Below are 22895 nucleotides of genomic sequence, written 5' to 3'. Positions count from 1 at the left end.
ATCACGGGAGGCGTCGGCCGGCGGCTGTGGCGCGTTGAGTATGCCCGATCGGAGCGCACGCGTCACCGGGTAGCCGGAGCCATGACCAGGGAAATTGGTCCGAACCATTGACCCAACTGGTCTAGTCCTTCTACGGTCTCCCCCAATGCCTGATCGCGTCCATGCCAATTCCGGATGGAGCAGGGCAGGCACCCCCCACGCCCAAGCCCTCCCCCACGAGGAGCCACAATGACCGGACTTCACCGTCCTCGCGCCCGCCTTCGGGCGCTCACCGCCACCCTCTGTACCGCCGCACTCGGAGCCGCGCTGCTCGGCGTCGCCGGTACGTCATCCGCGGGTGCCGCCCCTGCCGCCGCCGAGGTCTCCGCGCCGGCAGCCGCCGAAGCCGGGCCGACCGCGGCCGGCGACAAGGTGGTCGGATACTTCACCAACTGGGGTGTCTACGACCGCGATTACCACGTCAAGAACATCGAGACGTCGGGCTCGGCCGACAAGCTGACGCACATCAACTACGCGTTCGGCAACGTCCAGGGCGGCAAGTGCACCATCGGCGACAGTTACGCCGACTACGAGAAGGCCTACACGGCGGACCAGTCGGTGGACGGCGTCGCGGACACCTGGGACCAGGAACTCCGCGGGAACTTCAACCAGTTGCGCAAGCTGAAGAAGCTGCACCCGGACCTGAAGGTCATCTGGTCCTTCGGCGGCTGGAGCTGGTCCGGCGGCTTCGGTGAGGCCGCGCAGAACCCGGCCGCCTTCGCCGAGTCCTGCTACGACCTGGTCGAGGACCCGCGCTGGGCCGATGTCTTCGACGGCATCGACATCGACTGGGAGTACCCGAACGCCTGCGGGCTGACCTGTGACACCAGTGGCCGCGACGCCTACGGCGGCCTCCTGTCGGCGCTGCGCTCGAAGTTCGGCACCGACAACCTGGTCACCTCGGCGATCACCGCGGACGGGTCCGACGGCGGCAAGATCGACGCGGTGGACTACGCGGGGGCGGCGAAGTACCTGGACTGGTACAACCCGATGACGTACGACTTCTTCGGCGCCTTCGCGGCGCAGGGCCCGACGGCTCCGCACTCCCCGCTGACCTCCTACCCGGGCATTCCGGCGGAGGGCTTCGACAGTGACGCGGCGATCTCCAAGCTCAAGGGGCTGGGCATCCCCCCGGAGAAGCTGCTGCTGGGCATCGGCTTCTACGGACGCGGCTGGACCGGCGTCACCCAGGAGGAGCCGGGTGGCACGGCGACGGGGGCGGCCCCGGGTACGTACGAGGCCGGCATCGAGGACTACAAGGTCCTGAAGAACAGCTGCCCGGCCACCGGCACGGTCGCCGGGACGGCGTACGCCCTCTGCGGCAGCGACTGGTGGAGCTACGACACCCCGGCCACCATCGCCACGAAGATGGACTACAAGGACGAGCAGGGCCTGGGAGGGACGTTCTTCTGGGAGCTCAGCGGCGACACGACGGACGGTGAGCTGATCCGGGCCATCAACTAGCCCCGACGGGGTACACGGCCCGCAGGGCGGGTCAGGGGTGGGGTGCCGGGCGGGCGCCCCACCCCACCCGTCGTCCAGGGGTTCACATCAGTCCGGCCTGGGTGACGAACATGGCGAGGACGACGACGAGCGTCCAGCCCAGGATGTGCTCCAGGACCTTCGGCCCGTCCTCGGGGCCGCCGGTGCGGGCGCGGGTGTGGGTCCGGTTCTCGGCTGTGGTGGCGGTCATGGCATCTCGCTCGGTCGTTCGGCAGTGGGCGTCCCCCGTGACCCGACCACAGTGCCAGCGGAGGCGGGCGACGCGGTAGAGATCCGGGTCACAGCCGCCGGCGGGACGGCAGGCCGGAGGAAGGCCCGCATCCGCGCTCCCGCAGGGGATCGGCGGGCAGAGGGCACCCGGCGCGGAGAGTCCGCTGTGCGGCACGCCACACCGATCGTCCGCCCCGGGAGCGGGCGCCAGGATCCGAGGCGCCCACCCGGCTCGGAGTCCGGAACGGGCATCCCACCCGACGCGCGGGCATCAAACCCGTCTCCCGCATCTGGCAGGGGTGCACCGGTGCCCGCCCGGGTCAGGAGCTGAGGTCTCTCAGCTCCGCCGCGAGTGAGCTGACGGCCGCGGGGTTGCGCGGACTCTCGACGAGGTCGACGTAGTCGAGGACGACGATCCGGTCGTTCTTGATCGCGGAGACGTTGGCGAGCGGCCCGTAGGACTTCAGGAACTCCCGCTTCCGGTCAGCGGTGGTGTCCCCGTAGTTGTTGATCACGATGACCTCCGGGTCGCGGGCCACGACCGTCTCCCAGCCCACCGTGGTCCAGCTGTCCTTGAGGTCCTTCATGATGTGGTCGCCGCCGGCCTTGGTGATGATGTCGTGGGGGCCGGCGTAGGCACCCGAGGTCAGAGGCTTGTCCTGGCCGTCGTCGTAGAGGAAGACGCGCGGCCGGTCGGCGCCTCGCGGGGCCTGCGCCTGCGCTTCGGCCACCTGCTTCCGGAACGAGGCGACGAGCGTGCCGGCCCGGTCCTCGACGTCGAAGATCCTGCCCAGGTTCCGCAGGTCGGTGTAGAGCGCGTCGAGCGGCGCCATCACTCCGCGGGCCTTGCCCTGTCCGTTACGGCACGACTCGCTGAGCAGGTACGAGTCGATGCCCACCCGCCGCAGCGCGTCGGGTGTGAAGCCTTCGCCCTCGCTGAATCCGTAGTTCCACCCCGCGAAGACGAGATCGGCGCCGGCGTCGAGGACCAGCTCCTTGTTGATCCGCTCCTTCGAGAGCCACGTGGTCTTCCGGTATCCGTCCTTCCAGGGCACGGATGTCAGGTCCCCCTTGTCGTCGGGCATGACGTATCCGGCCATGTGGTCCTCCAGGCCGAGCGCGAACATGATCTCGGTGATGCCGACATCGTTGGTGACCACCCGCTGCGGAGCCTTGTCGTACGTCTTCTTCTCGCCGCAGTTCTCCACGGTCACCGGGTAGTGGCCGCCGGCTGCCGGGGCGCCGTCCTCCTTCCCTTCCTGCGAGGTGACCTCCGCCCCGCAGCCGGTGAGGGCGAGTGCGGCGGCGAGGGCGAGTGCGGCGGGGCGTACGAGATGACGCATGGCGTGCGGACTCCTTGGGAACGGTGACGGGGCGTCATGCGGAGGGAAGCCGGTCGAAGAGCAGTTGCAGCGCGCCCGTCTCGGGGTGCGGTACACGATGCGCGCGGACGCCGAACACCTCGGCCAGCAACCCGGGTGTGAAGACGTCGTGAGGTGGTCCGGAGGCGACGATCCGCCCGCCGTCGATGACGTGGACGACATCGCAGTGACGTGCGGCGAGGTTGAGGTCGTGCAGGGCGGTGAGTGCGGTCAGGCCGCTGCCGCGTACCAGCGCGAGGACCTCCAGCTGCTGGGCGATGTCCAGGTGGTTGGTGGGCTCGTCGAGCACCATCACCTGCGGCTGCTGGGCGAGCGCGCGGGCGATCAGGACCCGCTGCTTCTCCCCGCCGGAGAGGGTGAGGAAGCCGCGGTCGGCCAGGTGGCCGGCCCCGACGTCCTCCAGCGCGGCCTCACATGTGCGGCGGTCCTCGTCGGTGGTGCGGGCCATCGGCCCCTGGTGCGGCAGCCGGCCCATGGCCACGGTCTCGGCGACGGTGAAGTCGAACTCCGCGACCACTTCCTGCGGAAGGGCTGCCAGTCGGCGCGCGCCCTCACGGGCCGTCATGGTTCGCAGATCCTCGCCACCGATCCGCACCGAACCGGCCGAGGGCCGGAGCGCCCGGTAGACGCACCGCAACAGGGTCGACTTGCCGCTGCCGTTGGGGCCGACGAGACCGACGAGCTGTCCGCTGCCGGCTCGCAGCGTGACGTCCTCCACCAGCCGCGCGCCGGCGATCTCGACCGTGAGTGCGTCGATCTCGACCCGCATCACACACCTCCGAAGGTGTAGGTGCGGCGGCGCATGAGCAGGACGAAACACGGCACGCCGACGGCCGCGGTCAGTACGCCCACCGGCAGTTCGGCGGGGGCGAGCACCACGCGCGACAGGATGTCCACCCAGATCAGCAGGGTGGCGCCGGCCAGGGGCGCGACGGCCAGCAGGCGGCGGTGGTCCGCGCCGACCAGCATCCGTGCGGCGTGCGGAACCATCAGGCCCACGAAGCCGATGGCCCCGCTGACCGCGACGACCGCCCCGGTGACGGCGGCGGAGACGAGGAAGAGCTCCTTGCGCAGGCGGCCGGCGTCCACGCCGAGTGCGGCGGCGGTCTCGTCGCCCATGGCGAGGGCGTTCAGGCGCCGTGCCGACCAGCCGAGATGGGCGAGGCCGCCGGCCACCGCGCCGGCTGCGATCGGCACGGACGACCAGTTGGCCCCGCCCAGGCTGCCGAGCAGCCACATCATCGCGGACCGTGCCGCTTCGCCCCGCTCGGCGGCGAACACCATGAAGGTGGTCACGGCCGAGAAGCCGTAGTACATCGCCGTGCCGGTCAGCACGAGGCGCAGCGGTGTCAGGCCCCGGGCGGTCCGGGCGATCGTGTACACCAGCACCATGGCGAGGAGCGCGGAGACGAAGGCCGCCGAGGACAGCGCCCAGACGCCGAGCGCGCCGAACGCCCCGAAGATGAGCACGGCGTTGGCACCGACGGCCGCACCCGAGGAGATCCCGAGGACGAACGGGTCGGCGAGCGCGTTGCGCACCATGGCCTGCACGGCTACGCCGACGGCCGCCAGCCCGGCCCCGACGACCGCGGCGAGGACGGCGCGCGGGAAGCGGAGCTCCCAGACGATGGTGTACGAGGAGATCTCGTCCGGGGTGATGGCCCCGCCGGTCAGCCCCGCCCACAGGTGGTGCAGCGTCTCGCCCCACGTGAGCCCCGAGGCCCCGATCCCCGCCCCGCAGACGAGGGACAGCGGGAGCGCGACGCACAGGCCGGTTACCAGGAGGGGCAGAGGGAGGCGTCCGGGGGGCGCGGGCCCACTGCCGGAGCGGGTACCGCGCGACAGCACGGCGGGTATTCGGTCGCGGGGCGTGGCCACAGGCGGTTCGCTTTCGCCTCGGGCCGTGCCTACGTAATCCGAGGAGCGGCTCGGAACGCCCAGGCGCGCCGTTCGCAGCACCTCTCGCAGTCCACGGCGATCGACAGGAGCTTCGCCACCGTGGGTGATCGGGCTTACGGAACCGTGTGCGGTTCCGCCTACCGTTGCGGGTCAGCGCCGGACTTCGACCGGACTTCCCCCACGAGGCGCATGCAGCTTAGCGCGTACCGTCCGGCGGCCCGTCACGGGGAAAGCCGCCGGACGGCTCCGCACGTTTCCGGCCGACCACGCCATCCGATTAAGTCAGTCGATTGATTTACATGGAGGTGTGCTGTCTAGTGATCGGGAAGCCGGGGGCCCTGAAACAGCGCGGAGGCAGCCATGAGCGAAGTGGAGAAATCCGGCCTGATGGGCGTGGCGGGCGGTCCCGACCCCAACTCACGTTCAGCGCGGGCCTGGTGAACAGGACAGAGCCTCGCACCGGTCGCGGCGCCGGCACACGCGAGGCCATCATGACCGCGGCCGAACGCCTCTACGCCGAGCACGGGTTGTCGAACGTCTCCAACCGCCAGATCGGCGAGGCGGCCGGCCAGGGCAACAACACCGTCGTCAGCTATCACTTCGGCGGCAGGGCGACGCTCGTACGGGCCATCATGACCAAGCACGGCACGGGTGTCGACGCGATCCGCGCGCGCTATGTGGAGGCCGTGGGCGACAGCACCGACCTGCGGGACTGGGTGCGTTGCCTGGTGCGCCCGGTGACCGACCACCATGCCGCTCTCGGTGTCCCCTCGTGGCACGCGCGGTTCGCCGCGCAGGTGATGACCGACCCGCTGATGCGGACGCTGGTGGCGGACGAGTCCCTCACCCGTGACAGCCTGCGCCGCACCCTCCGGGGGCTGGGCACCTGCCTGCACTCTGTCGTTCCCCCCGAGATCCGCCCGGCGCGCGCCGAGATGGCCCGTCATCTGCTCACCCATACCTGCGCGGAGCGGGAGCGTTCCCTGGCCGAGGGGCCGGTCCGTCCCGGCTCGTCCTGGGAGAGCACCGCGGACGCGCTGGAGGACGCGTTGGTGGGGCTGCTCGCCGCGCCCACGACCCGTCGCTGAAACCGACCCGCGCCCGACGAGGGCCCGGTCCAACAAGGGAGAGAACATGAAGATCACCGTTGACGAGGAGAAGTGCTGCGGCGCCGGGCAGTGCGTAATGATCGCCCCGGAGGTGTTCGACCAGCGCGACGAGGACGGCATCGTCGTCCTTCTCGACGCCGCACCGCCCGCCGACCGGCACGAGGCGGTCCGCGAGTCCGCCGGTGTCTGCCCTGCCGCCGCCATCCACCTCGGTGAGGACGCGTGAGCGCACCGTCGGGTGTGCTCGTCGTCGGGGCAGGGGCGGCAGGTCTCGCCGTCGTGGAGACGCTGCGCCGTAAGGGCTACCGCGAGCGGATCACGCTGCTCGGCGAGGAGAGCGGCGCGCCGTACGACCGTCCGCCGCTGTCCAAGCAGCTACTCGCCGGGACGTGGGAGGCCGAGCGCACGCACCTGCGCACCCGTGAGGTGCTGGACGCCCTGGAGGCCGAGTTCGTCCTCGGCGCACGGGCCTCTGCCCTCGACGCCACCACCCGTACCGTGCGCACGGCGGGCGGAGCCGAGCTGAATGCGGAAGCCGTCGTCCTGGCGACCGGACTGCACGCGCGCAGGCTGCCCGGTCTTTCGGGGACGGCGGGGGTGCATGTGCTCCGGACCCTCGACGACGCCGTGGGGCTTCGGCGGGAACTGCTGGAGGCGCGGCGGGTCGTGGTCGTCGGTGACGGGGTGCTCGGCTCCGAGATCGCCGCCACGGCCCGCCTCATGGGAGCCGACGTGACACTCGCCGGACCTCAGGCGGCGCCGATGCGGGAGCAGTTGGGCCCCGCCGCCGCCGAACTGCTCGCCGCGCTGCACACCGCGCACGGGGTACGGCTACGGACGCACGCACTGGTGGACGGACTGGTGACGGCAGGCGGACGGGTCACCGGTGTCCGTCTGGCCGGCGGCGATACGATCCCCGCCGATCTCGTCGTCTCGGCGGTCGGCAGCACCCCCGCCACCGACTGGCTGGCCGGCAGCGGGCTCGTACTGGACGACGGCGTGGTGTGCGACTCCCGCTGCCGCGCCGCCGACGGTGTCTACGCCGCCGGGGACGTGGCCCGCTTCCACCACGAGGCACTCGGCCGGTCCCTGCGGCTGGAGAACCGTACGAACGCCACCGAGCACGCGCTGTCCGTCGCGGCGAACATCCTGGGCGAGGACCGCCCCTACCGTCCCGTCCCCTACTTCTGGACCGACCAGCTCGGGGCGAAGATCCAGGTGTACGGGCTCCCCACGCCGTCCGCCACCCTGCGAATCGTCGAAGGGAGCACGGAGCTGGGCCGGTTCGTCGCCCTGTACCTCGACGACGAGGACCGCCCCCTCGCGGTCCTCGGCTGGAACATGCCGAAACAGGCCCGCCTGCACCGCCGGCTGCTGCTCGACCGGTACGCCCCCACCCCCCGGCCCGAGTCCGCCACTACCGGGACCACCGCCTGACTTCAGGCGCGCCCGGCCCGCTCCGACGGCCGCACGCTTCCGTCGCCCCCTACCGACTGATCCGCGTACGCCTCCCACGCCCGCCGCGTCGGAGGCGGCCCACCCCACCGGAGAAGACCATGACCAGCACTCCCGCCGCTTCCGCCACTTCCGAGGCGAGCGCCGACGGCATCCCCGACTTCCCCCGGCCGCGCTCCTCGGAATGCCCCTTCGCACCGTCGCCGGAGATGCGGGCGCTGTCCGGGTACGGCCCGCTCACCCGGGTCCGCTCCTGGGGCGGCAGCACACCCTGGGCCGTCACTGGGCACGCCGAGCAGAAGGCGTTGCTGTCCGACCCGCGCCTCAGCGTGGAGTTCACCCGGCCGGGATACCCCAGCCCCGTGGACCCCTCGCACGCCCACGCGGGCAGCACCGATCTGAGCTTCGTCGGCATGGACGACCCCGAGCACGCCCGGCTGCGCCGCATGGTCAGCGGCGCCTTCACCATCAAGCGCATCGAGGCGATGCGTCCCCGCGTGCAGAAGATGGCCGACGACTTCATCGACGCCATGCTGGAGGGTCCCGGCACGGCCGATCTCGTCCAGGCACTCGCCCTGCCGATCCCCTCCCTGGTCATCTCCGAGATGCTCGGCGTCCCCTACCAGGACCACGAGTTCTTCCAGACGAACAGCAAGGTCATCGTCTCGGCCGTCGCCTCTCCTCAGGAACGGCGGACGGCCCACACCAACCTCGCCGCCTACCTCGACGAGCTCGTCGGCCGTAAGCTCACCGAGCCCGGCGACGACCTGCTCTCCAGCCTCTGCACACAGATCGAGAGCGGCGGACTCACCCGCCGGGAGGCCGCCACGATGGGCGTGCTCCTCCTCCTCGGCGGACACGAGACCACCGCGAACATGATCAGCCTGGGCACGCTGCTGCTCCTCCAGCACCCTGAGCAGCTCGCCCTGATCCGCGACACGGACGACCCAGCCGTCATCCGCGACGCCGTCGAGGAACTCCTGCGCTACCTCTCCATCGTCCACCTCGGCCGCCGCCGCACAGCCCTGGAGGACATCGAGGTCGCCGGCCGCACCATCCGTGCGGGCGAGGGCGTCATCCTCCTCGGCGAACTCGCCAACCGCGATCCCGCGGTCTTCCCCGACCCCGACCGTCTCGACCTCACCCGCAACGCCCGTCACCACCAGGCGTTCGGGGCGGGCGCCCATCACTGCGTGGGCCAGCCACTGGCCCGCATGGAGCTCCAGGTCATCTGTCCCACCCTCTTCCGCCGCATCCCCACCCTCCGCACCGTCGACAACATCGACGCCGTCCCCTTCAAGTACGACGCCGTCATCTACGGCCTGCACGCCCTGCCCGTCACCTGGTGACCGCCCGGGAAGCATGAGCTGAACCCGCGCCTGACAGGGCCGGTGCCCGGTGGAGCCGGGCACCGGCCCGTACCGGTGCCGGCGTGGACCGCCACCTGGCACCGTCGGCCGCCCCCGGTTTCGGACCATCCTCTAGGCTCGCCGCATGTGCCATGGAGAATCGCATCATGCTTTGCAAATACGAGCAGGACGCCACTAATCTGTCGCATGTGCAGTCCCACACGGGGGCACCTCACCCGGTGCGACTCCCCACCACCCGCCCGGGTGGCACGACCCGGCCGCGTCCCCGAGGAGCCTGACCCTCATGTCTCTCACCTTCACCCGGCGACGTACGGCGGCGGTTGTCCTGACGGCGGCTCTCCTCCTCCCGCTGGCCGCGTGCGGCAGCGACGACACGAAGGACTCGGGTGACAGGACGTCGGCGTCCGGGGCGGACCTGACGGTGCTGGCCGCCTCCTCGCTCACCGACGTCTTCAAGACGGCCGGTGCGGCCTACGAGAAGGGGCACCCGGGCACCGAGGTGACCTTCTCGTTCGCCGGCTCGCAGGAGCTCGCCGCACAGGTCGAGCAGGGCGCGCCCGCCGACGCCCTGGTGACGGCGGACACGAAGACGATGGACGGGCTGAGGGACGACACCGGGACGCCGACGGTCATCGCGAAGAACCGTCTGGTGATCGCCACGGGCAAGGGGAACCCGGAGGGGGTCGAGACACTGAAGGACCTCGCCGACCCCGGTCTGAAGGTCGTCCTCGCGGCGCCCGAGGTGCCGGTCGGACGCTACAGCCGGCAGATCCTGGACGCGCAGGAGACCGAGGTGAACCCCGTCTCCCAGGAACCCAACGTCCGCGCCGTCCTCAGCAAGGTCGAGCTCGGCGAGGCGGACGCCGGTCTCGTCTACAGGACGGACGCCACCACGGCCACCGGCAGGATCGAGGCGATCGACATCCCGGACGCGCAGAACGCCGTAGCCTCCTACCCGGCGGCGACCCTGAAGACCTCCGAGAACGGCGAGGCCGCGACCGCGTTCGTGGCATGGCTGTCCACCCCCGAGGCCCAGAAGATCCTCGCCGACGCCGGCTTCCAGAAGCCGTAGCGGGCATCCGTCCGTGCGGGGCGCCGTCTCCCGGAGCGGGCCCCGCACGGCACTTCAGCATCAGGGATCCTCATGAGACGCCTTCGCCGCCGTGCCACCGGCCCCCGCGCCCCGATCGCCCTGGCGATCCCCGCGCTGCTGGCCATCGCCTTCCTGCTCCTGCCTCTGCTGGGAATCATCACCCGTACGTCCTGGTCCGACCTGGGCGCTCACCTGACCGACCCCGGTACGACGCAGGCGCTGAAGCTCTCCCTGGTCGTCTCGGCCTGGGCCCTCGGACTCTCCCTCGTCCTCGGTGTGCCGCTGGCCTGGCTGCTGGCCCGGGTCGACTTCCCCGGCAAGGCGTTCGTCCGCTCCCTCGTGCTCCTGCCGATGGTCCTGCCACCGACCGTCGGTGGTGTCGCCCTGCTTCTGGCCTTCGGCCGGCGCGGGCTGCTCGGCCCGTGGCTGGAGGACACGTTCGGGCTCACCCTGCCGTTCCACACCTCCGGCGCCGTCCTGGCCGCGACCTTCGTGGCCATGCCGTTCCTGGTCATCAGCCTCGAAGGCGCGCTGGGTGGACTGCGCCCACGCTACGAGGAGACCGCGGCCTCGCTGGGGGCCTCACCGGTGCGGGTGTTCTTCACCGTCACCCTGCCCATGGTCGCCCCCGGTCTCGTCGCGGGCGCGGCGCTGACCTGGGCGCGGGCCCTCGGCGAGTTCGGGGCGACCATCACCTTCGCCGGAAACCTCCCCGGCACGACGCAGACGCTCCCGCTCCAGGTCTACCTGCTGCTCCAGGAAAGCCCGGAAGCCGCGACCTCGGTCTCGCTGCTCCTCCTGGTCATCGCCATGGCCGTACTCATCGCACTGCGCGGGCGATGGACCGGCACCCCGCACACCGCCCGGCCTCGCGCCCCGGCCGACGACCCCGGTCCGGCGCCGCAGTCGGACACGCGTACCGCCGCGGACGTCACGCCCGACACCGGTGACACGGGGGCGGCCTGGCCGCTCCACGCCACCGTCACGGGTTTCAACGACCTGACCCTGGACGCGGACGCCGGGACCACCATCGCGGTCGTCGGCCCCAACGGCGCCGGCAAGACCACCCTGCTGCGCGCGCTCCTCGGCCTCACCCCGCGCGCCCACGCCGAACTCCGGCTCGGCAACACCGACGTCACCGCGCTCCCCCCGCACCGCAGGGGCGTGGCGTGGGTCCCCCAGGACGGAGCGCTCTTCCCCCACATGAACGCCTCGGCCAATACGGCGTACGGGCTCCGCGCCCGTGGCGTCCCGCGCGCCGAGGCCCGTCGCAGTGCGCAGATGTGGCTGGACCGGCTGGGTGTGGGGCATCTCGCGCACCGCAGACCGGGGCAGATCTCCGGAGGCCAGGCCCAGCGTGTCGCGCTCGCCCGGGCGTTGGCCGCCCGGCCCCGGCTGCTCCTGCTCGACGAACCGCTCGCCGCCCTCGACCAGACCACCCGCGCCCACGTCCGGCACACCCTCCGCCGCCATCTCGACGGCTTCGGCGGCGTGTGCCTCATGGTCACCCACGACCCCGTCGAAGCCGTGGCGCTCGCCGACCGGGTCCTCGTCCTGGACGACGGACGGACCCTCCAGGATGGCCCGCCCACGGAGGTCACCCGCCACCCCCGCTCCCCCTGGGTCGCCCGGATGCTGGGCCGCAACGCCTGGACCGGCACCGCCACCGACGCCGGCGTCCGCCTCACCGACGGCGGTCTCCTCGTGGCCGCGGACCCGCTCCCGCCGGGCACGGACTCCCTCGCGATCATCGCTCCGGAAGCCGTCTCCGTACACAGGGACAAGCCGGCCGGCAGCCCACGCAACGTCTGGCCGGGCACCGTACGGGAGATCACCACGAGCGGCAGCCGGCTGCGGGTCCTGATCACCTCGGAGCAGGTGCCGGACCTCGTCGCCGAGATCACTCCTCAGGCCCTCGCCGAACTGGGCCTCGCCGAGGGGAGCTCCGTCTGGACCAGCGTCAAGGCCACGGAAACGACCGTCGTCGCCCTGTGAGGAGACGCTGCCGCGCTCCGACGGGATTCGCCGGCCGGCCGGATTCCCCTTGCGGAGCTCCGGCCGGCAGAAGGCTGTCCGCCCGAGGCCGCGCAGGCACCTCGGGGACGGTTCATACAGCGTCCTACTTGCTGATCGCGAAACGCATCAGCGCGTGCTCGTCACCCTGCTTGATCTTCCCCGCCGTGTTGATCACTTCCAGCTTCCAGGTGCCGCCGACCCGCACGGCCTTCGCCACCGCGCAGCCGTTGTCCTGGGTCAGCAGGCTGGGCCAGATGTCGGCCACCTGCTGGGCGCTGCCGCCTGTCGCGTCGTAGACCTTGAAGCTGATGTTGCGGGCCTTCTGGAAGGAACTCCCCTTCTTGAAAGCGGCGGCGACGAAGACGATCGAGGTGATGTTGGCGGGAATGCGCGCGAATTCGACCGTGACGGTCTCGTCGTCGCCGTCGCCGCGCCCTGTCTGGTTGTCGCCGCTGTGCACCAGGGAGCCGTTGCCCATGGGGTCCAGCGAGTCCAGACCGGCCAGACGCACCGGGTCGGAGCCCTGCACGGCGATGGCGATCAGGTCGAGGTCGGTGCCGGTCTTGCGGCGCAGCATCCCCATGACCCCTCCGCTGGTACCGGCCGTGGGGTCCCAGGACACGCCGATGGACAGGTGAGTGACTCCGTCCAGGTCTGCCGGTCCGTCTTCCTTGGTGAGCGTGATCATGTGTGGGCCGTCCTCTGCTGAAGGAAATACAACACGCAGAGTCTGCCTGCCGCCCCGGCAGCGCAATACGCCGGGCCTCACCCTGCACCCCGTCCCGGTGACCCGCCGTCCCAGTAGTGTTCGGCTCACTTATGGGCGGGGGAAACATGCGTGACGAAGAGCCTGTGCCGAACAGTATGGTCGGAACCGGAATTACTGTATTCATTCTCAATCTGCTGATATGGGCCGGCGCGGGAAGCTTTCTTGCGGCCCTGTGGGGTCTGGCCGGAACAGCGTCGACCTGCGGCCCGCGTATCGGCGTGCCGTGCCCGTCAGGTACGGGTTACGCGGTGGCGGGGGCGTTCACAGCGGTTTTCGCGACACTTGCGCTGCTCGCCCACCTGTGGCGGGACGGCGTTCGCGGGCCCATGCCGGCGGCTGTGGTGCCCGTCGTGCTGGGGGCCGTCCTCGCAGCCCGTTTCCTGTGGTCTGCACTGTTCGTCGCAGACGCGACGCAGAGCCGGGTGGCCATGACGGTCGTAGGAGTGCTGTGCGCCCTGCTGCCGGGCGTGCTGTACGGGCGCTGGTTGTTCCGCAGGTGGGGCACCGCCTTGTTGCTGTGGTGCGTGCGGATCGACCGTGACGGCACGGTGGCGGCGGTGCCCTCGCAGGAGCGCGCGCGTAACGTCCTTCTCGCACTGAGCCTGACGAGCGCCGTGCTCGGCTGCTGCGCCGGGGCGTCACTTGTCTGACGGGCAACGATCCGGGAGGAATCGCACGTGACTCATGGAAGTGGTGCTCCCCTGCCGCGCGACACCAAGGTCCTGTCGATCGGCCTGCATCCGCGCGCGCTCGACTACAGCCGGATGCCCGGCAATGTCGATGAAGCCACACTCACCGCCCGGATCGAGGCCGGGACCACGGCGCTGCGTGAGTCGGGGTTCGATGCCGTCCCGTGCCTGATCGATGCTTCTGTGGAGCGCGCCGAGGCAACCGTCCGGAGGCATCTTGCCGAGGACGTCTTCGGCTTGGCGATGATCGGCGGTGGCATACGCATGGCACCGGAGAGCACCCTGCTGTTCGAACGGCTGGTCAACGTCCTCACAGAGGCGGCGCCCGGGATCCGGCTGTGCTTCAACACGGCGCCGGAAAACACGGTCGAGGCGCTGCGACGGTGGATCCGGACGTAGGGCGCGCGGACCGCGAGACACGCTGCTCCGTGGACCGGTACGGCCGCCTCGCTCAGGACGGTCAGGAGAGCTGCCTCCAGGTCGTCGAGGCGGCCGCCGGTCCCTACATGCTCAGGTCAGGTCGAGCGACCGCAGGACGCGGCGCTGAGCTGGTGTCGAGTTGACGGGCCAGTAGACGTAGCAGACCCCTCCCGTACCGCTTCTGACCTGCCCGTTCGCGTCGTACCTCTTCGTGCGTAGCCAGATGTTCTCCCACTCGCGCCGCTGGTAGACGCGGCGCACCGCGTCGTTGGAGGGCGACGCGGGGTCGTTGGCGATCACGTCGCCGTCGGCCGTGAAGCCGATGACCGTCATCAGATGACCCGATGTGCCGTAACCCGCTCCTGTCAGCTCGCCCTTGAGGAACGACTGGGAGGTGATGACCGGGATGCCCGCAGCGATCAGCTTCTCCACGTCGGTCAGCGACCCCAGCCGGGTGACCACGGCGTTCATGTCCTTGTACGTCGCGGCGTAGGCGGCGTTGAAGGGCCAGTTCCCGCATCCGTCGTACTGGTAGTCGAAGGTGTAGCGCGCCGCGTGGCACACCTGCGGGTCGGGGATGCCGGGCTTGACCCAGGCCAGGTCCTCGGGGGTGGGGGTGCGGCCCCAGTACTCGATGATCATCTGCGAGGAGGTGGGGCTGCACCAGGCCTCGCCCCCGTTGTCGTACTCCGGGTACTCCCCCACGTGGACGTTCTGCGAGTAGCGGGGCACCGCCAGTTCCCGGGCGGTGCCGGGCTCCGTGGCGGGGACGGTGAAGCGGTCGGGGATGTCCGAGGCCATGGCGCCGACCCGGTGGACCGTCGGCGTGAGGGCGGTGCCGGGGGTGCGGTGGAGGGTGAGCCGCAGGCGGTAGGAGGCCAGCCGCAGCCCGCTCGCCGCGTCGTCCACGGAGAAGGTGTCGGTCCAGACCGAGCTCCTGCCGTCGGTCTGGTCGTCCAGGGAGGTGCGGCGGATGTCGGTGTCGGCGGCCGCCCAGCGCCCCATCACGTACCAGGGCGTGTCCGTCCCGTCCGAGTAGCTGCCGCGCAGCTCGATCTGAATCCAGGTGCCCGGCGGGGTGTGGGCGTTCCAGGAGGCGATCACCTCGGTGGCGGGGACGGACGAGCGGTGGACCGGAGAGGTCCAGGTCGCGTACTCCCAGGTGCTGGTCGTGCCGGTGTGCGGGTCGGCGTAGTCGGTGCGCCCGGCCGGGGCGGAGATCTCCAGGCCCGGCCGGCGTCCGGCGACCGCGCGGGTCCCGGCGGACGTGCCGCAGCGCCAGTCGGTGTACGTCGTCCAGAAACGGTTGTCCACGAGCGAGGCGTCCGCCGGTGATGAGGAGGTGCGGGAGGAGGAGGCGCTCGCGGGGCCGGCGGAGGCCACGGCGCCTGCCCCCGCCGCTGCCACGAGCGCGGCGGTGAGCACGGTCCTGCGTGAAGTCGGTCTGGTCATGGGCGAGACCCCCGGTCGTTGAGCGGATTGGGGCGCGGGTGCCGATCGGTGCGCCAACTATTGCGGGTCGGGGGCGGATCCGGCCAGTGATTCGCCCCGTGCCGCGTCAGCAATATTGGTCTGGTCCACTGGCGTGACCTGGGCAGGGCCACGAGAGGTTCTGCGGGCTCTCGTAGGGTGGAGGCATGAACGACCTGGCGGACCACGCGCGCCGGCTGCGCTCCCTGCCCCCGTCCTGCGGGCCGGTGCGGCTGATCGCCGTCGACGGGCACGCGGGGTCCGGCAAGAGCACCTTCGCCGACCGGCTGGCCGCGGCGCTCGGCGGCGCCCCCGTGCTCCGCCTGGACGACCTGGCCACCCATGAGGAGCTCTTCGCCTGGACGGACAGGCTCCGGGCGCAGGTCCTGGGTCCGCTCTCGCGGGGCGAGCCCGCACGGTATGCCCCGTACGACTGGACGGCCCGGCGCTTCGGACCGCCGAGGACGCTGGACCCGGCCCCCGTGGTCCTGATCGAGGGGGTGGGGGCGGGGCGCACCGCGGTGCGGCCGTTTCTGGCGGGGCTGCTGTGGATCGAGGGAGAGAGTGCGGCGTCCTGGGAGCAGGGCCGGCTGCGCGACGGACCCGGACTCTCGGAGTTCTGGGACGGCTGGACGGTCGCGGAACACCGCCATTTCGCCGACGACCCCTCCTATCCGTTCGCCCATGCGGTGATACGGCGGATGCCCACGGGATACACGTGGCTGGATGGCCCTCGCCCGACAGCGGTGACGAGTCACATCGTCACGGACAGTGAAGCGTGAGGAGCGCCATACCGGGCAGTACGAAAAGGCCCCGGAGCCTGCCCAACTCGGCTTGACCGAGGGGCGGTACAGGTCTTACGTTCTCAATGTGCGGCTTTTCGGAGCCCCCGCAGACGCGAAGCCCCCGGTTGTTCCCCCGTGACCGGGGGCTTCGTTCTGCCCTCGCACCCCGCCGGACCGGCCCGCTCCCTCACCCTCGGTCACTGCCGCCGAAGCGCCGGTAACGCACTTAACCGCTCACTCCCTGTACAGGTACGATGCGTCTCTGGTGTGGTCAATTCCCGTCCCCCGCACGGTGATTAGGGGCGCCGAGCTGGGCATGCTGTGCGGGCGGGACATTCTGGGGGCACGGTTTGTGGGGGACCTGATGGACATCGGCACGCCGGGCACGCAGGCCCCGGCCGACCTGGCCTGGCTGCGCGGGGTGGACGCCTACACGATGGGGGCGTACCCCCAGGCCGAGGAGGAGTTCAGAGCGGCGGTGCGTCTCGACCCCGGCATGGCGGACGGCTGGCTGGGCCTGCACGCGCTGCGGATCGACACCACCACGGCGCTGTTACGCATGTACCGCCACCGCGACCGCTTCGGCGAGCAGCGCACCCGCCATCGCCGCACGCTGAACTCCTGGTACTGGCTGGGGTGGTGGGTCCAGCCCGTGCTGGAGAGCCCGCGCGATCTGCTCCTCGCGCACGCCTCGCACTGGCTGGACGGCCGCCATGTGCCGGAGCTGGACCGGGCGTTGGCAGGACTGCCGCCGGTGGACACCGATCCCCAGGTCCGCTTCCTGCACGCCTGCCGTTCCTATCTGGTCAAGGACTGGGACCAGCTCGTACGCACCACGGAGCCGCTCATCGAGGACCCGCTGCTCGGTATCGAGGCGGGCCTCTTCGGCGGCATGGCGCGCGTGCGCCTGGAGATGTACGGGCAGGCGGAGCCCCTGCTGTCCGCCGCGCTGATGCGCTGCCGCAGCGAGCAGCCGCAGCGCAAGGAGCTGCGTTACTGGCTGGCGCGGGCCCACGAGGGCACCGGCCGCAGCGCGGCGGCCCTGCCGCTGTACCGGGCGGTCCACCGCGTGGACCCGGCCTTCATGGACACCTCGGCCAGGCTCGCCGCGATCTCCGAGGGGGACGGATACGACGAGGCCGCCGATCTCGCGGCGGTCTCACTGGCCGGCTTCGGTTCGGACGGCACGGGCGTGGAGGGCCGGGCGGACGGCGAGCTGGTGCTCGGAACCGACCTGGTGGACGGCCGTGAGCCCTGGATCGGCAGCGACCCGCAGGTCCTGCCCGGGGCCGTGGTGCCACCGCCCGCATCCGACGCCGCCGGGGCGCGGCAGAAACCCGGAACGCCGCGGGCCGCCTCTTTCCCCGCGGGCCCGAGCGACCCGGTGATGCTCGCTCAGGCCCTGGCGGAGCTGGAGCGCATGGTCGGCCTCGAACCCGTGAAACGCCAGGTCAAGGCGCTGTCCGCGCAGCTGAACATGGCACGTCTCCGTGCGGAGCAGGGACTTCCGGTGCAGCCGCCCAAGCGCCACTTCGTCTTCTCCGGGCCGTCCGGGACGGGCAAGACCACGGTCGCCCGCATCCTGGGCCGGGTGTTCTACGCCCTCGGTCTCCTCGGCGGCGACCATCTGGTGGAGGCCCAACGGTCCGATCTGGTGGGCGAGTTCCTCGGGCAGACAGCGGTGAAGGCCAACGAGCTGATCGATTCGGCGCTCGGCGGGGTGCTCTTCGTGGACGAGGCGTACAGCCTCTCCAACTCCGGTTACAGCAAGGGCGACGCGTACGGTGACGAGGCCCTGCAGGTCCTCCTCAAGCGGGCCGAGGACAACAGGGACCACCTGGTCGTGATCCTCGCCGGCTATCCGGAGGGCATGGACCGGCTGCTCTCCACCAACCCGGGGCTCTCCTCACGCTTCACCACCCGGGTCGACTTCCCGAGCTACCGCCCCCTCGAACTCACCGCGATCGGCGGGGTGCTGGCCGCAGAGAACGGCGATGTGTGGGACGAGGAGTCCCTCGACGAGCTGCGCAGCATCAGCGGGCACGTGATCGACCAGGGCTGGATCGACGAGCTGGGCAACGGCCGGTTCCTGCGCACCCTGTACGAGAAGAGCTGCGCCTACCGTGATCTGCGGCTGTCCGGTTACGCCGCCGCGCCGACCCGGGACGACCTGGCCACGCTGCGGCTGCCGGACCTGATGCAGGCGTACGGCGAGGTGCTGTCGGGCCGGGGCCCGGTGGGCCGGGGGAAGCAGGAGCCCGGCAGCCCGTAGGCCGTCCGCCGGACGGCCCCGGGAAGGGGCCGTCCGGCGGCGGGGTCAGCCCAGCGGGGCCATGGCCTTCGGCACCTCCACCGTGCGGCGGGGCACCGAGACGTGATGGGCCGGGTCGCGGACCTCGCCCACGAGCATCTCCAGGACGTCCTCCATGGCGACGAGGCCGAGCACCCTGCCGGACGCGTCGGCGACCTGGGCGAGGTGCGTGGCCGCACGGCGCATGACCGTCAGGGCGTCGTCCAGCGGGAGTTCCGCCCGTACGGTGGCCATCGGGCGCCAGATCTGCTGCGGTACGGCCCGCTCGCCGTCCTCCAGCTCCAGGACGTCCTTGACGTGCAGATATCCCATGAACGGGCCGCCGCCCTCGGCGCAGACGGGAAAGCGCGAGTAGCCGGTCCGTACGGTGAGCTCCTCCACGCGGCGCGGGGTGACGGAGGGGTCCACCGTCACCAGGGAGGCCCGGTCGAGCAGTACATCGGTGACGGGCCTGCTGCCCAGTTCGAGGGCGTCCCCGAGGCGGTCCCGAGCCTCCGGTTCCAGCAGACCTGCCATGCCGGCGTCCTCCACCAGCCGGTTGAGCTGCTCACTGGTGAAGACGGCCTCGACCTCGTCCTTCGGCTCGACCTTGAAGAGCCGCAGGACGAGGTTGGCGCATGCTCCGAGCGCGGAGGTGACCGGCCTGCAGAGCCGGGCGAAGCCGACCAGGCCGGGGCTGAGCCACATCGCGGTCTTCTCGGGTGCGGCCATCGCCAGGTTCTTCGGGACCATCTCGCCGATGACGAGGTGGAGGAAGACCACGGAGACGAGGGCCACCGCGAAGCCGAGCGGGTGGACGAGCCCTTCGGGCATGTGTGCCGCGTGGAAGACCGGCTCCAGGAGGTGGGCCACGGTCGGCTCCGCGACGGCGCCGAGCGTGAGGGAGCAGATGGTGATGCCGAACTGTGCGGCGGCCATCATCTGCGGCAGGTTCTCCAGGCCGTACAGGACCTGTCTGGCGCGGCTCGACCCGCCTGCCGCGAGGGGTTCGACCTGACTGCGGCGTACGGAGACGAGCGCGAACTCGGCTCCGACGAAGAAGCCGTTCGCCAGCACCAGGAGACCGGCGAAGGCCAGCTGTACGAGGCTCATCGCACGGCCTCCAGCAGGTCCTGGGTGAGCCGTCCGGCCGGAGCCTGCGGTATGTCCGTCAGCCGGACGAAGCGGACCTGTTCGGCGCGGTAGTGGCCGACCTGGCGGACGGAGATCCGCCAGCCGGGGAGTTCTGCCCGGTCACCGGGGGCGGGGATGCGTCCCAGCAGGTCGGCGACCAGCCCCGCCACGGTCTCGTACGGCCCTTCGGGCACGTCGAGGCCTATGCGCAGCAGGGTCAGCACCCGGGTGCTGCCCTCCACGTCCCAGCCGGCCCGGCCGTCGTCGGCGAGGACGGGTGTCAGCTCGGGACGGTCGGCGCCCTCCACGTCGTGCTCGTCCCTGACCTCGCCGACGAGTTCCTCGATGATGTCCTCGAGGGTGACGACACCGGCGGTCCCGCCGTACTCGTCGACCACGACGGCGATCGGCTGCTCGCTGCGCAACCGCTGGAGCAGCTGTTCGACGGGCAGGGTCTCCGGCACCAGGAGCGGTGCCACGGCGATCCGGCTCACCGGGGTGCGCAGCCGGTCCTGGGAGGGGACTGCCAGGGCGTTCTTGAGGTGGACCATGCCGACGACCTCGTCGATGCGGTCCTGGTAGACGGGGAAGCGGGACAGGCCCGTGGCCCGGGTGAGGTTGAGGACGTCCGCCGCGGTGGCCGACGTCTGGAGCGCGCTGACCTTCACGCGCGGCGTCATGACGTGCTGCGCGGTGAGTCCGGCCAGGGACAGGGTCCGCACGAAGAGGTCGGCGGTGTCCTGCTCCAGGGTGCCGGCCTCGGCGGAGTGCCGGGCCAGCGAGACGAGTTCGCCCGGGGTCCTGGCGGAGGCGAGCTCGTCGGTGGGTTCGACGCCCAGCAGTCTGACCAGCCGGTTCGCGACGGTGTTCAGCGCCGTGATCACCGGGCGCAGGACGGTCGAGAAGCGGTGCTGGGGCCCGGCGACGAACCGGGCGACCTGGAGCGGCCGGGAGACCGCCCAGTTCTTGGGCACGAGCTCGCCGATCACCATCTGGACGGCGGAGGCGAACAGCATGCCGATCACGACGCTCACCCCGGGCACGGCCCCTTCGGGCAGTCCGGTGGCGGTGAGCGGTCCGGCGAGCAGCTGGGCGAGCGCCGGTTCGGCGAGCATGCCGACGACCAGCGAGGTGATGGTGATGCCGAGCTGGGTGCCGGAGAGCTGGAAGGAGAGTTCACGCAGGGCGGCGACGACGGTACGGGCCCGGCGGTCGCCTTCGGCGGCGGCGCGTTCGGCGTCCGGCCGTTCCACCGTGACGAGCCCGAATTCGGCTGCCACGAAGAACCCGTTGGCGAGGATGAGAAGGAATGCCGCGAGAAGCAGCAACAGGGGGGTGGTCATGCCGCCGCCTCCGGGGAGAGGGCGGCGCAGGTACTACCGGACGATCCGTCCATTGCTGGAGGGAGTCACTCCTTGGGTCGCAGGAATCTGCCCCGCGGCCTCGGGGGCCTTCTGGTGCGGGGCGGGGCGCACCCGGTGCGCCACCGGATCCAGAATAATCGGGATCGGGGCGTACGGGGCAGGGGGCTCAGCCGTTCTCCGTGGCGTCGTTCACTCCGCTGCCGTGGAATTCGGCGAGAGCGCGGAGGGTGCGGGCGTCGCTGATGGCCCGTTCCCGGGCGATTCCGGGCTGGATGCCGAGGACGGGCATGCTGGTGCCGTCGCTGAGGTCGAGGAAGACCCACGGGTCTCCGGCGCGCAGGTTGACGCGGAGGATCTCGGCCCAGGCGAGTCGGCGGGTGCGGGTGATGTTGACCACCGTGACGCCCGTCTCGTCGGCGGTGACGCGGGGCCTGCTCAGCATGGCGAGGACGCCGAAGAAGAGCAGGGCGACGAAGACGAAGCTGGTCCGCTCCCCCGCGCTGAGGTTCTCCAGTATCAGCGCGACCGCGGTGATCACGACGAACATCGCCGCCCCCACGGCCAGCAGGACCACTCGGGTGAGGGTGGGCCTGAAGGTGGCCGGGAGAGCGGGGAGTTCGGTCGGCCGGGGCGCGGGGGCGGACATGGCGGCGCTGTCGTCCTTCGGTGTGCTGATGGTCCGGCCGTCAGAGGCGGCAGGCGTGGATGGCCGTCGTGAGGATGGCGCGGGCACCCAGTTCGTAGAGGTCGTCCATGATCCGCTGGGCCTCCTTGGAGGCGACCATGGAACGCACGGCGACCCACCCCTCGTGGTGCAGCGGGGAGATGGTCGGCGACTCCAGGCCCGGGGTGAGGGCGACAGCGCGCTCCAGGTGCTCGACCCGGCAGTCGTAGTCCATCATCACGTAGGTGCGGGCGACCAGGACTCCCTGGAGACGGCGCAGGAACTGCTGCACCTTGGGGTCCTCGGCGTCGGCGCCCTTGCGGCGGATGACGACGGCTTCCGACGTCATGATGGGCTCGCCGATGACCTCGAGCCCGGCGTTGCGCAGGCTGGTGCCGGTCTCGACGACGTCGGCGATGACCTGGGCCACACCGAGTTCGATGGCGGTCTCGACCGCGCCGTCGAGGTGCACGACGGATGCCTCCACGCCGGCGTCGGCGAGGTGCGCCGCGACGATGCCCTCGTAGGAGGTGGCGATCGTCATCCCACCGAAGTCCTTGGGGCCGGTGGCCGTGCCGGGCTTGGTGGCGTAGCGGAACGTCGAGCGTGCGAAGCCGAGCTGGAGGATCTCCTCGGCCTCGGCACCGGAGTCCAGCAGCAGGTCGCGGCCGGTGATGCCGATGTCGAGGCGGCCGGAGCTGACGTAGATCGCGATGTCCCGCGGGCGCAGGTAGAAGAACTCGACCTCGTTGGTCGGGTCGACCAGGACGAGTTCCTTCGACTCCTTGCGCTGCTGGTAGCCGGCCTCATGGAGCATCGCCATCGCAGGCCCGGAGAGTGAACCCTTGTTGGGGACGGCGATGCGCAGCATGAAATCGGGTTTCCTTTGTGCGGAGGGATGGTTCAGGGGACGTGCGGGGCGTGGCTCAGAGGTGGGCGTAGACGTCGTCGAGGGAGATCCCGCGGGCGACCATCATCACCTGGACGTGGTACAGCAGCTGCGAGATCTCCTCGGCGGCGGCTTCCTTGCCCTCGTATTCGGCGGCCATCCAGACCTCGGCGGCCTCCTCGACGACCTTCTTGCCGATGGCATGCACACCCTTGTCCACCAGCTCGGCGGTGCGGGAGGTGGAGGGGTCGCCGTCGGCGGCCTTGAGCTGCAGCTCGGCGAAGAGCTCTTCGAAGGTTTTGTTGGCCATGATGGTCCTTAGAATACGGGGTCCGGGAGCGCTGC

At 71.0% G+C, this 22895-nt stretch carries 22 protein-coding genes and 1 riboswitch; of the genes, 11 read left to right on the top strand and 11 right to left on the bottom strand.

The genetic code is table 11. The features are described 5' to 3' along the window. The first annotated feature begins 228 nt into the window (after positions 1-228). On the top strand, positions 229-1503 hold the full coding sequence (locus AB0P41_RS11920) for a glycoside hydrolase family 18 protein (RefSeq protein ID WP_365931564.1): 1275 nt from the start codon (positions 229-231) through the stop codon (positions 1501-1503). A gap of 82 nt (positions 1504-1585) precedes the next feature. Here the strand turns inward: AB0P41_RS11920 and AB0P41_RS11915 are convergent, their stop codons facing one another. From AB0P41_RS11915 to AB0P41_RS11900, 4 genes are all read right to left on the bottom strand, one after another. Beyond that, positions 1586-1732 (bottom strand): SCO1431 family membrane protein, encoded by a 147-nt coding sequence (locus AB0P41_RS11915; protein WP_329226518.1) that lies wholly within the window; start codon positions 1730-1732, stop codon positions 1586-1588. Positions 1733-2072: 340 nt separating this feature from the next. Continuing rightward, positions 2073-3095 carry an ABC transporter substrate-binding protein gene (locus AB0P41_RS11910; protein WP_356712669.1) on the bottom strand — a complete coding sequence of 341 codons (1023 nt, stop codon included), beginning with the start codon at positions 3093-3095 and terminating at the stop codon, positions 2073-2075. 34 nt (positions 3096-3129) lie between these two features. Further along, complete coding sequence (locus AB0P41_RS11905; protein WP_356712667.1) at positions 3130-3903, bottom strand: ABC transporter ATP-binding protein; 774 nt, start codon at positions 3901-3903, stop codon at positions 3130-3132. Then, positions 3903-5012 carry an iron ABC transporter permease gene (locus AB0P41_RS11900; RefSeq protein WP_365931561.1) on the bottom strand — a complete coding sequence of 370 codons (1110 nt, stop codon included), beginning with the start codon at positions 5010-5012 and terminating at the stop codon, positions 3903-3905. Before AB0P41_RS11900 ends, AB0P41_RS11905 begins: the two co-directional genes overlap by 1 nt. Before the next feature lie 101 nt (positions 5013-5113). After that, a riboswitch (cobalamin riboswitch) is annotated at positions 5114-5259 on the bottom strand. A gap of 265 nt (positions 5260-5524) precedes the next feature. On the opposite strand from AB0P41_RS11900, the gene AB0P41_RS11895 reads away from it, so the two are divergent. The 6 genes from AB0P41_RS11895 to AB0P41_RS11870 all read left to right on the top strand — a co-directional run bounded on the left by AB0P41_RS11895 (position 5525) and on the right by AB0P41_RS11870 (position 12055). Further along, on the top strand, positions 5525-6121 hold the full coding sequence (locus tag AB0P41_RS11895) for a helix-turn-helix domain-containing protein (RefSeq protein ID WP_365931559.1): 597 nt from the start codon (positions 5525-5527) through the stop codon (positions 6119-6121). 46 nt (positions 6122-6167) lie between these two features. Then, positions 6168-6368: a ferredoxin gene (locus tag AB0P41_RS11890; RefSeq protein ID WP_365931557.1), complete on the top strand. Its 201-nt coding sequence runs from the start codon at positions 6168-6170 to the stop codon at positions 6366-6368. Beyond that, entirely contained in the window at positions 6365-7579 is a 1215-nt protein-coding gene (locus tag AB0P41_RS11885; RefSeq protein ID WP_365931555.1) for an FAD-dependent oxidoreductase, read from the top strand. Before AB0P41_RS11890 ends, AB0P41_RS11885 begins: the two co-directional genes overlap by 4 nt. A 119-nt stretch (positions 7580-7698) precedes the next feature. Then, the gene (locus tag AB0P41_RS11880) at positions 7699-8946 is read left to right on the top strand and encodes a cytochrome P450 (RefSeq protein ID WP_365931554.1); all 1248 of its coding nucleotides are present in this window, start codon (positions 7699-7701) and stop codon (positions 8944-8946) included. A 304-nt stretch (positions 8947-9250) separates the two neighbouring features. Continuing rightward, positions 9251-10039, top strand: coding sequence for a molybdate ABC transporter substrate-binding protein (gene modA, locus AB0P41_RS11875; protein WP_365931553.1), 789 nt, complete (start codon positions 9251-9253; stop codon positions 10037-10039). A 72-nt stretch (positions 10040-10111) separates the two neighbouring features. After that, positions 10112-12055 carry an ABC transporter permease gene (locus AB0P41_RS11870; protein WP_365931551.1) on the top strand — a complete coding sequence of 648 codons (1944 nt, stop codon included), beginning with the start codon at positions 10112-10114 and terminating at the stop codon, positions 12053-12055. A 124-nt stretch (positions 12056-12179) separates the two neighbouring features. On the opposite strand, the gene AB0P41_RS11865 is transcribed toward AB0P41_RS11870, so the two are convergent. Then, entirely contained in the window at positions 12180-12764 is a 585-nt protein-coding gene (locus AB0P41_RS11865) for a TerD family protein (RefSeq protein ID WP_365931549.1), read from the bottom strand. Between the two features lie 146 nt (positions 12765-12910). Here AB0P41_RS11865 and AB0P41_RS11860 point away from each other — a divergent pair, with 146 nt between their 5' ends. Then, positions 12911-13495 carry a hypothetical protein gene (locus AB0P41_RS11860; RefSeq protein WP_356712649.1) on the top strand — a complete coding sequence of 195 codons (585 nt, stop codon included), beginning with the start codon at positions 12911-12913 and terminating at the stop codon, positions 13493-13495. A 27-nt stretch (positions 13496-13522) separates the two neighbouring features. Continuing rightward, positions 13523-13933: a hypothetical protein gene (locus AB0P41_RS11855; protein WP_356712647.1), complete on the top strand. Its 411-nt coding sequence runs from the start codon at positions 13523-13525 to the stop codon at positions 13931-13933. Between the two features lie 111 nt (positions 13934-14044). On the opposite strand, the gene AB0P41_RS11850 is transcribed toward AB0P41_RS11855, so the two are convergent. Next, positions 14045-15406: a peptidase C39 family protein gene (locus AB0P41_RS11850; RefSeq protein ID WP_365931548.1), complete on the bottom strand. Its 1362-nt coding sequence runs from the start codon at positions 15404-15406 to the stop codon at positions 14045-14047. A gap of 185 nt (positions 15407-15591) precedes the next feature. On the opposite strand from AB0P41_RS11850, the gene AB0P41_RS11845 reads away from it, so the two are divergent. Next, a complete protein-coding gene (locus AB0P41_RS11845) occupies positions 15592-16206 on the top strand; it encodes a hypothetical protein (RefSeq protein WP_365931546.1) in 615 nt (204 codons plus the stop codon). A gap of 367 nt (positions 16207-16573) precedes the next feature. Continuing rightward, positions 16574-18481 carry an AAA family ATPase gene (locus AB0P41_RS11840; RefSeq protein WP_365931544.1) on the top strand — a complete coding sequence of 636 codons (1908 nt, stop codon included), beginning with the start codon at positions 16574-16576 and terminating at the stop codon, positions 18479-18481. A 45-nt stretch (positions 18482-18526) separates the two neighbouring features. On the opposite strand, the gene AB0P41_RS11835 is transcribed toward AB0P41_RS11840, so the two are convergent. From AB0P41_RS11835 to AB0P41_RS11815, 5 genes are all read right to left on the bottom strand, one after another. Then, positions 18527-19612: a hemolysin family protein gene (locus AB0P41_RS11835; RefSeq protein WP_365931543.1), complete on the bottom strand. Its 1086-nt coding sequence runs from the start codon at positions 19610-19612 to the stop codon at positions 18527-18529. Beyond that, on the bottom strand, positions 19609-20976 hold the full coding sequence (locus AB0P41_RS11830) for a hemolysin family protein (protein ID WP_356712638.1): 1368 nt from the start codon (positions 20974-20976) through the stop codon (positions 19609-19611). Before AB0P41_RS11830 ends, AB0P41_RS11835 begins: the two co-directional genes overlap by 4 nt. Before the next feature lie 187 nt (positions 20977-21163). Next, positions 21164-21643 carry a PH domain-containing protein gene (locus AB0P41_RS11825; RefSeq protein ID WP_356712636.1) on the bottom strand — a complete coding sequence of 160 codons (480 nt, stop codon included), beginning with the start codon at positions 21641-21643 and terminating at the stop codon, positions 21164-21166. Between the two features lie 40 nt (positions 21644-21683). Continuing rightward, positions 21684-22532 carry an ATP phosphoribosyltransferase gene (hisG, locus tag AB0P41_RS11820; protein WP_104790454.1) on the bottom strand — a complete coding sequence of 283 codons (849 nt, stop codon included), beginning with the start codon at positions 22530-22532 and terminating at the stop codon, positions 21684-21686. Between the two features lie 55 nt (positions 22533-22587). Beyond that, complete coding sequence (locus AB0P41_RS11815; protein WP_031097852.1) at positions 22588-22860, bottom strand: phosphoribosyl-ATP diphosphatase; 273 nt, start codon at positions 22858-22860, stop codon at positions 22588-22590. Between the last annotated feature and the right edge of the window lie 35 nt (positions 22861-22895).

Origin of the sequence: Streptomyces sp. NPDC079167, assembly GCF_040686735.1 — a bacterium.
Classification (GTDB): Bacteria; Actinomycetota; Actinomycetes; order Streptomycetales; family Streptomycetaceae; genus Streptomyces.
Note: the sequence above shows the minus strand (reverse complement) of the source record. Positions and strands in the feature narration are given on the sequence as shown.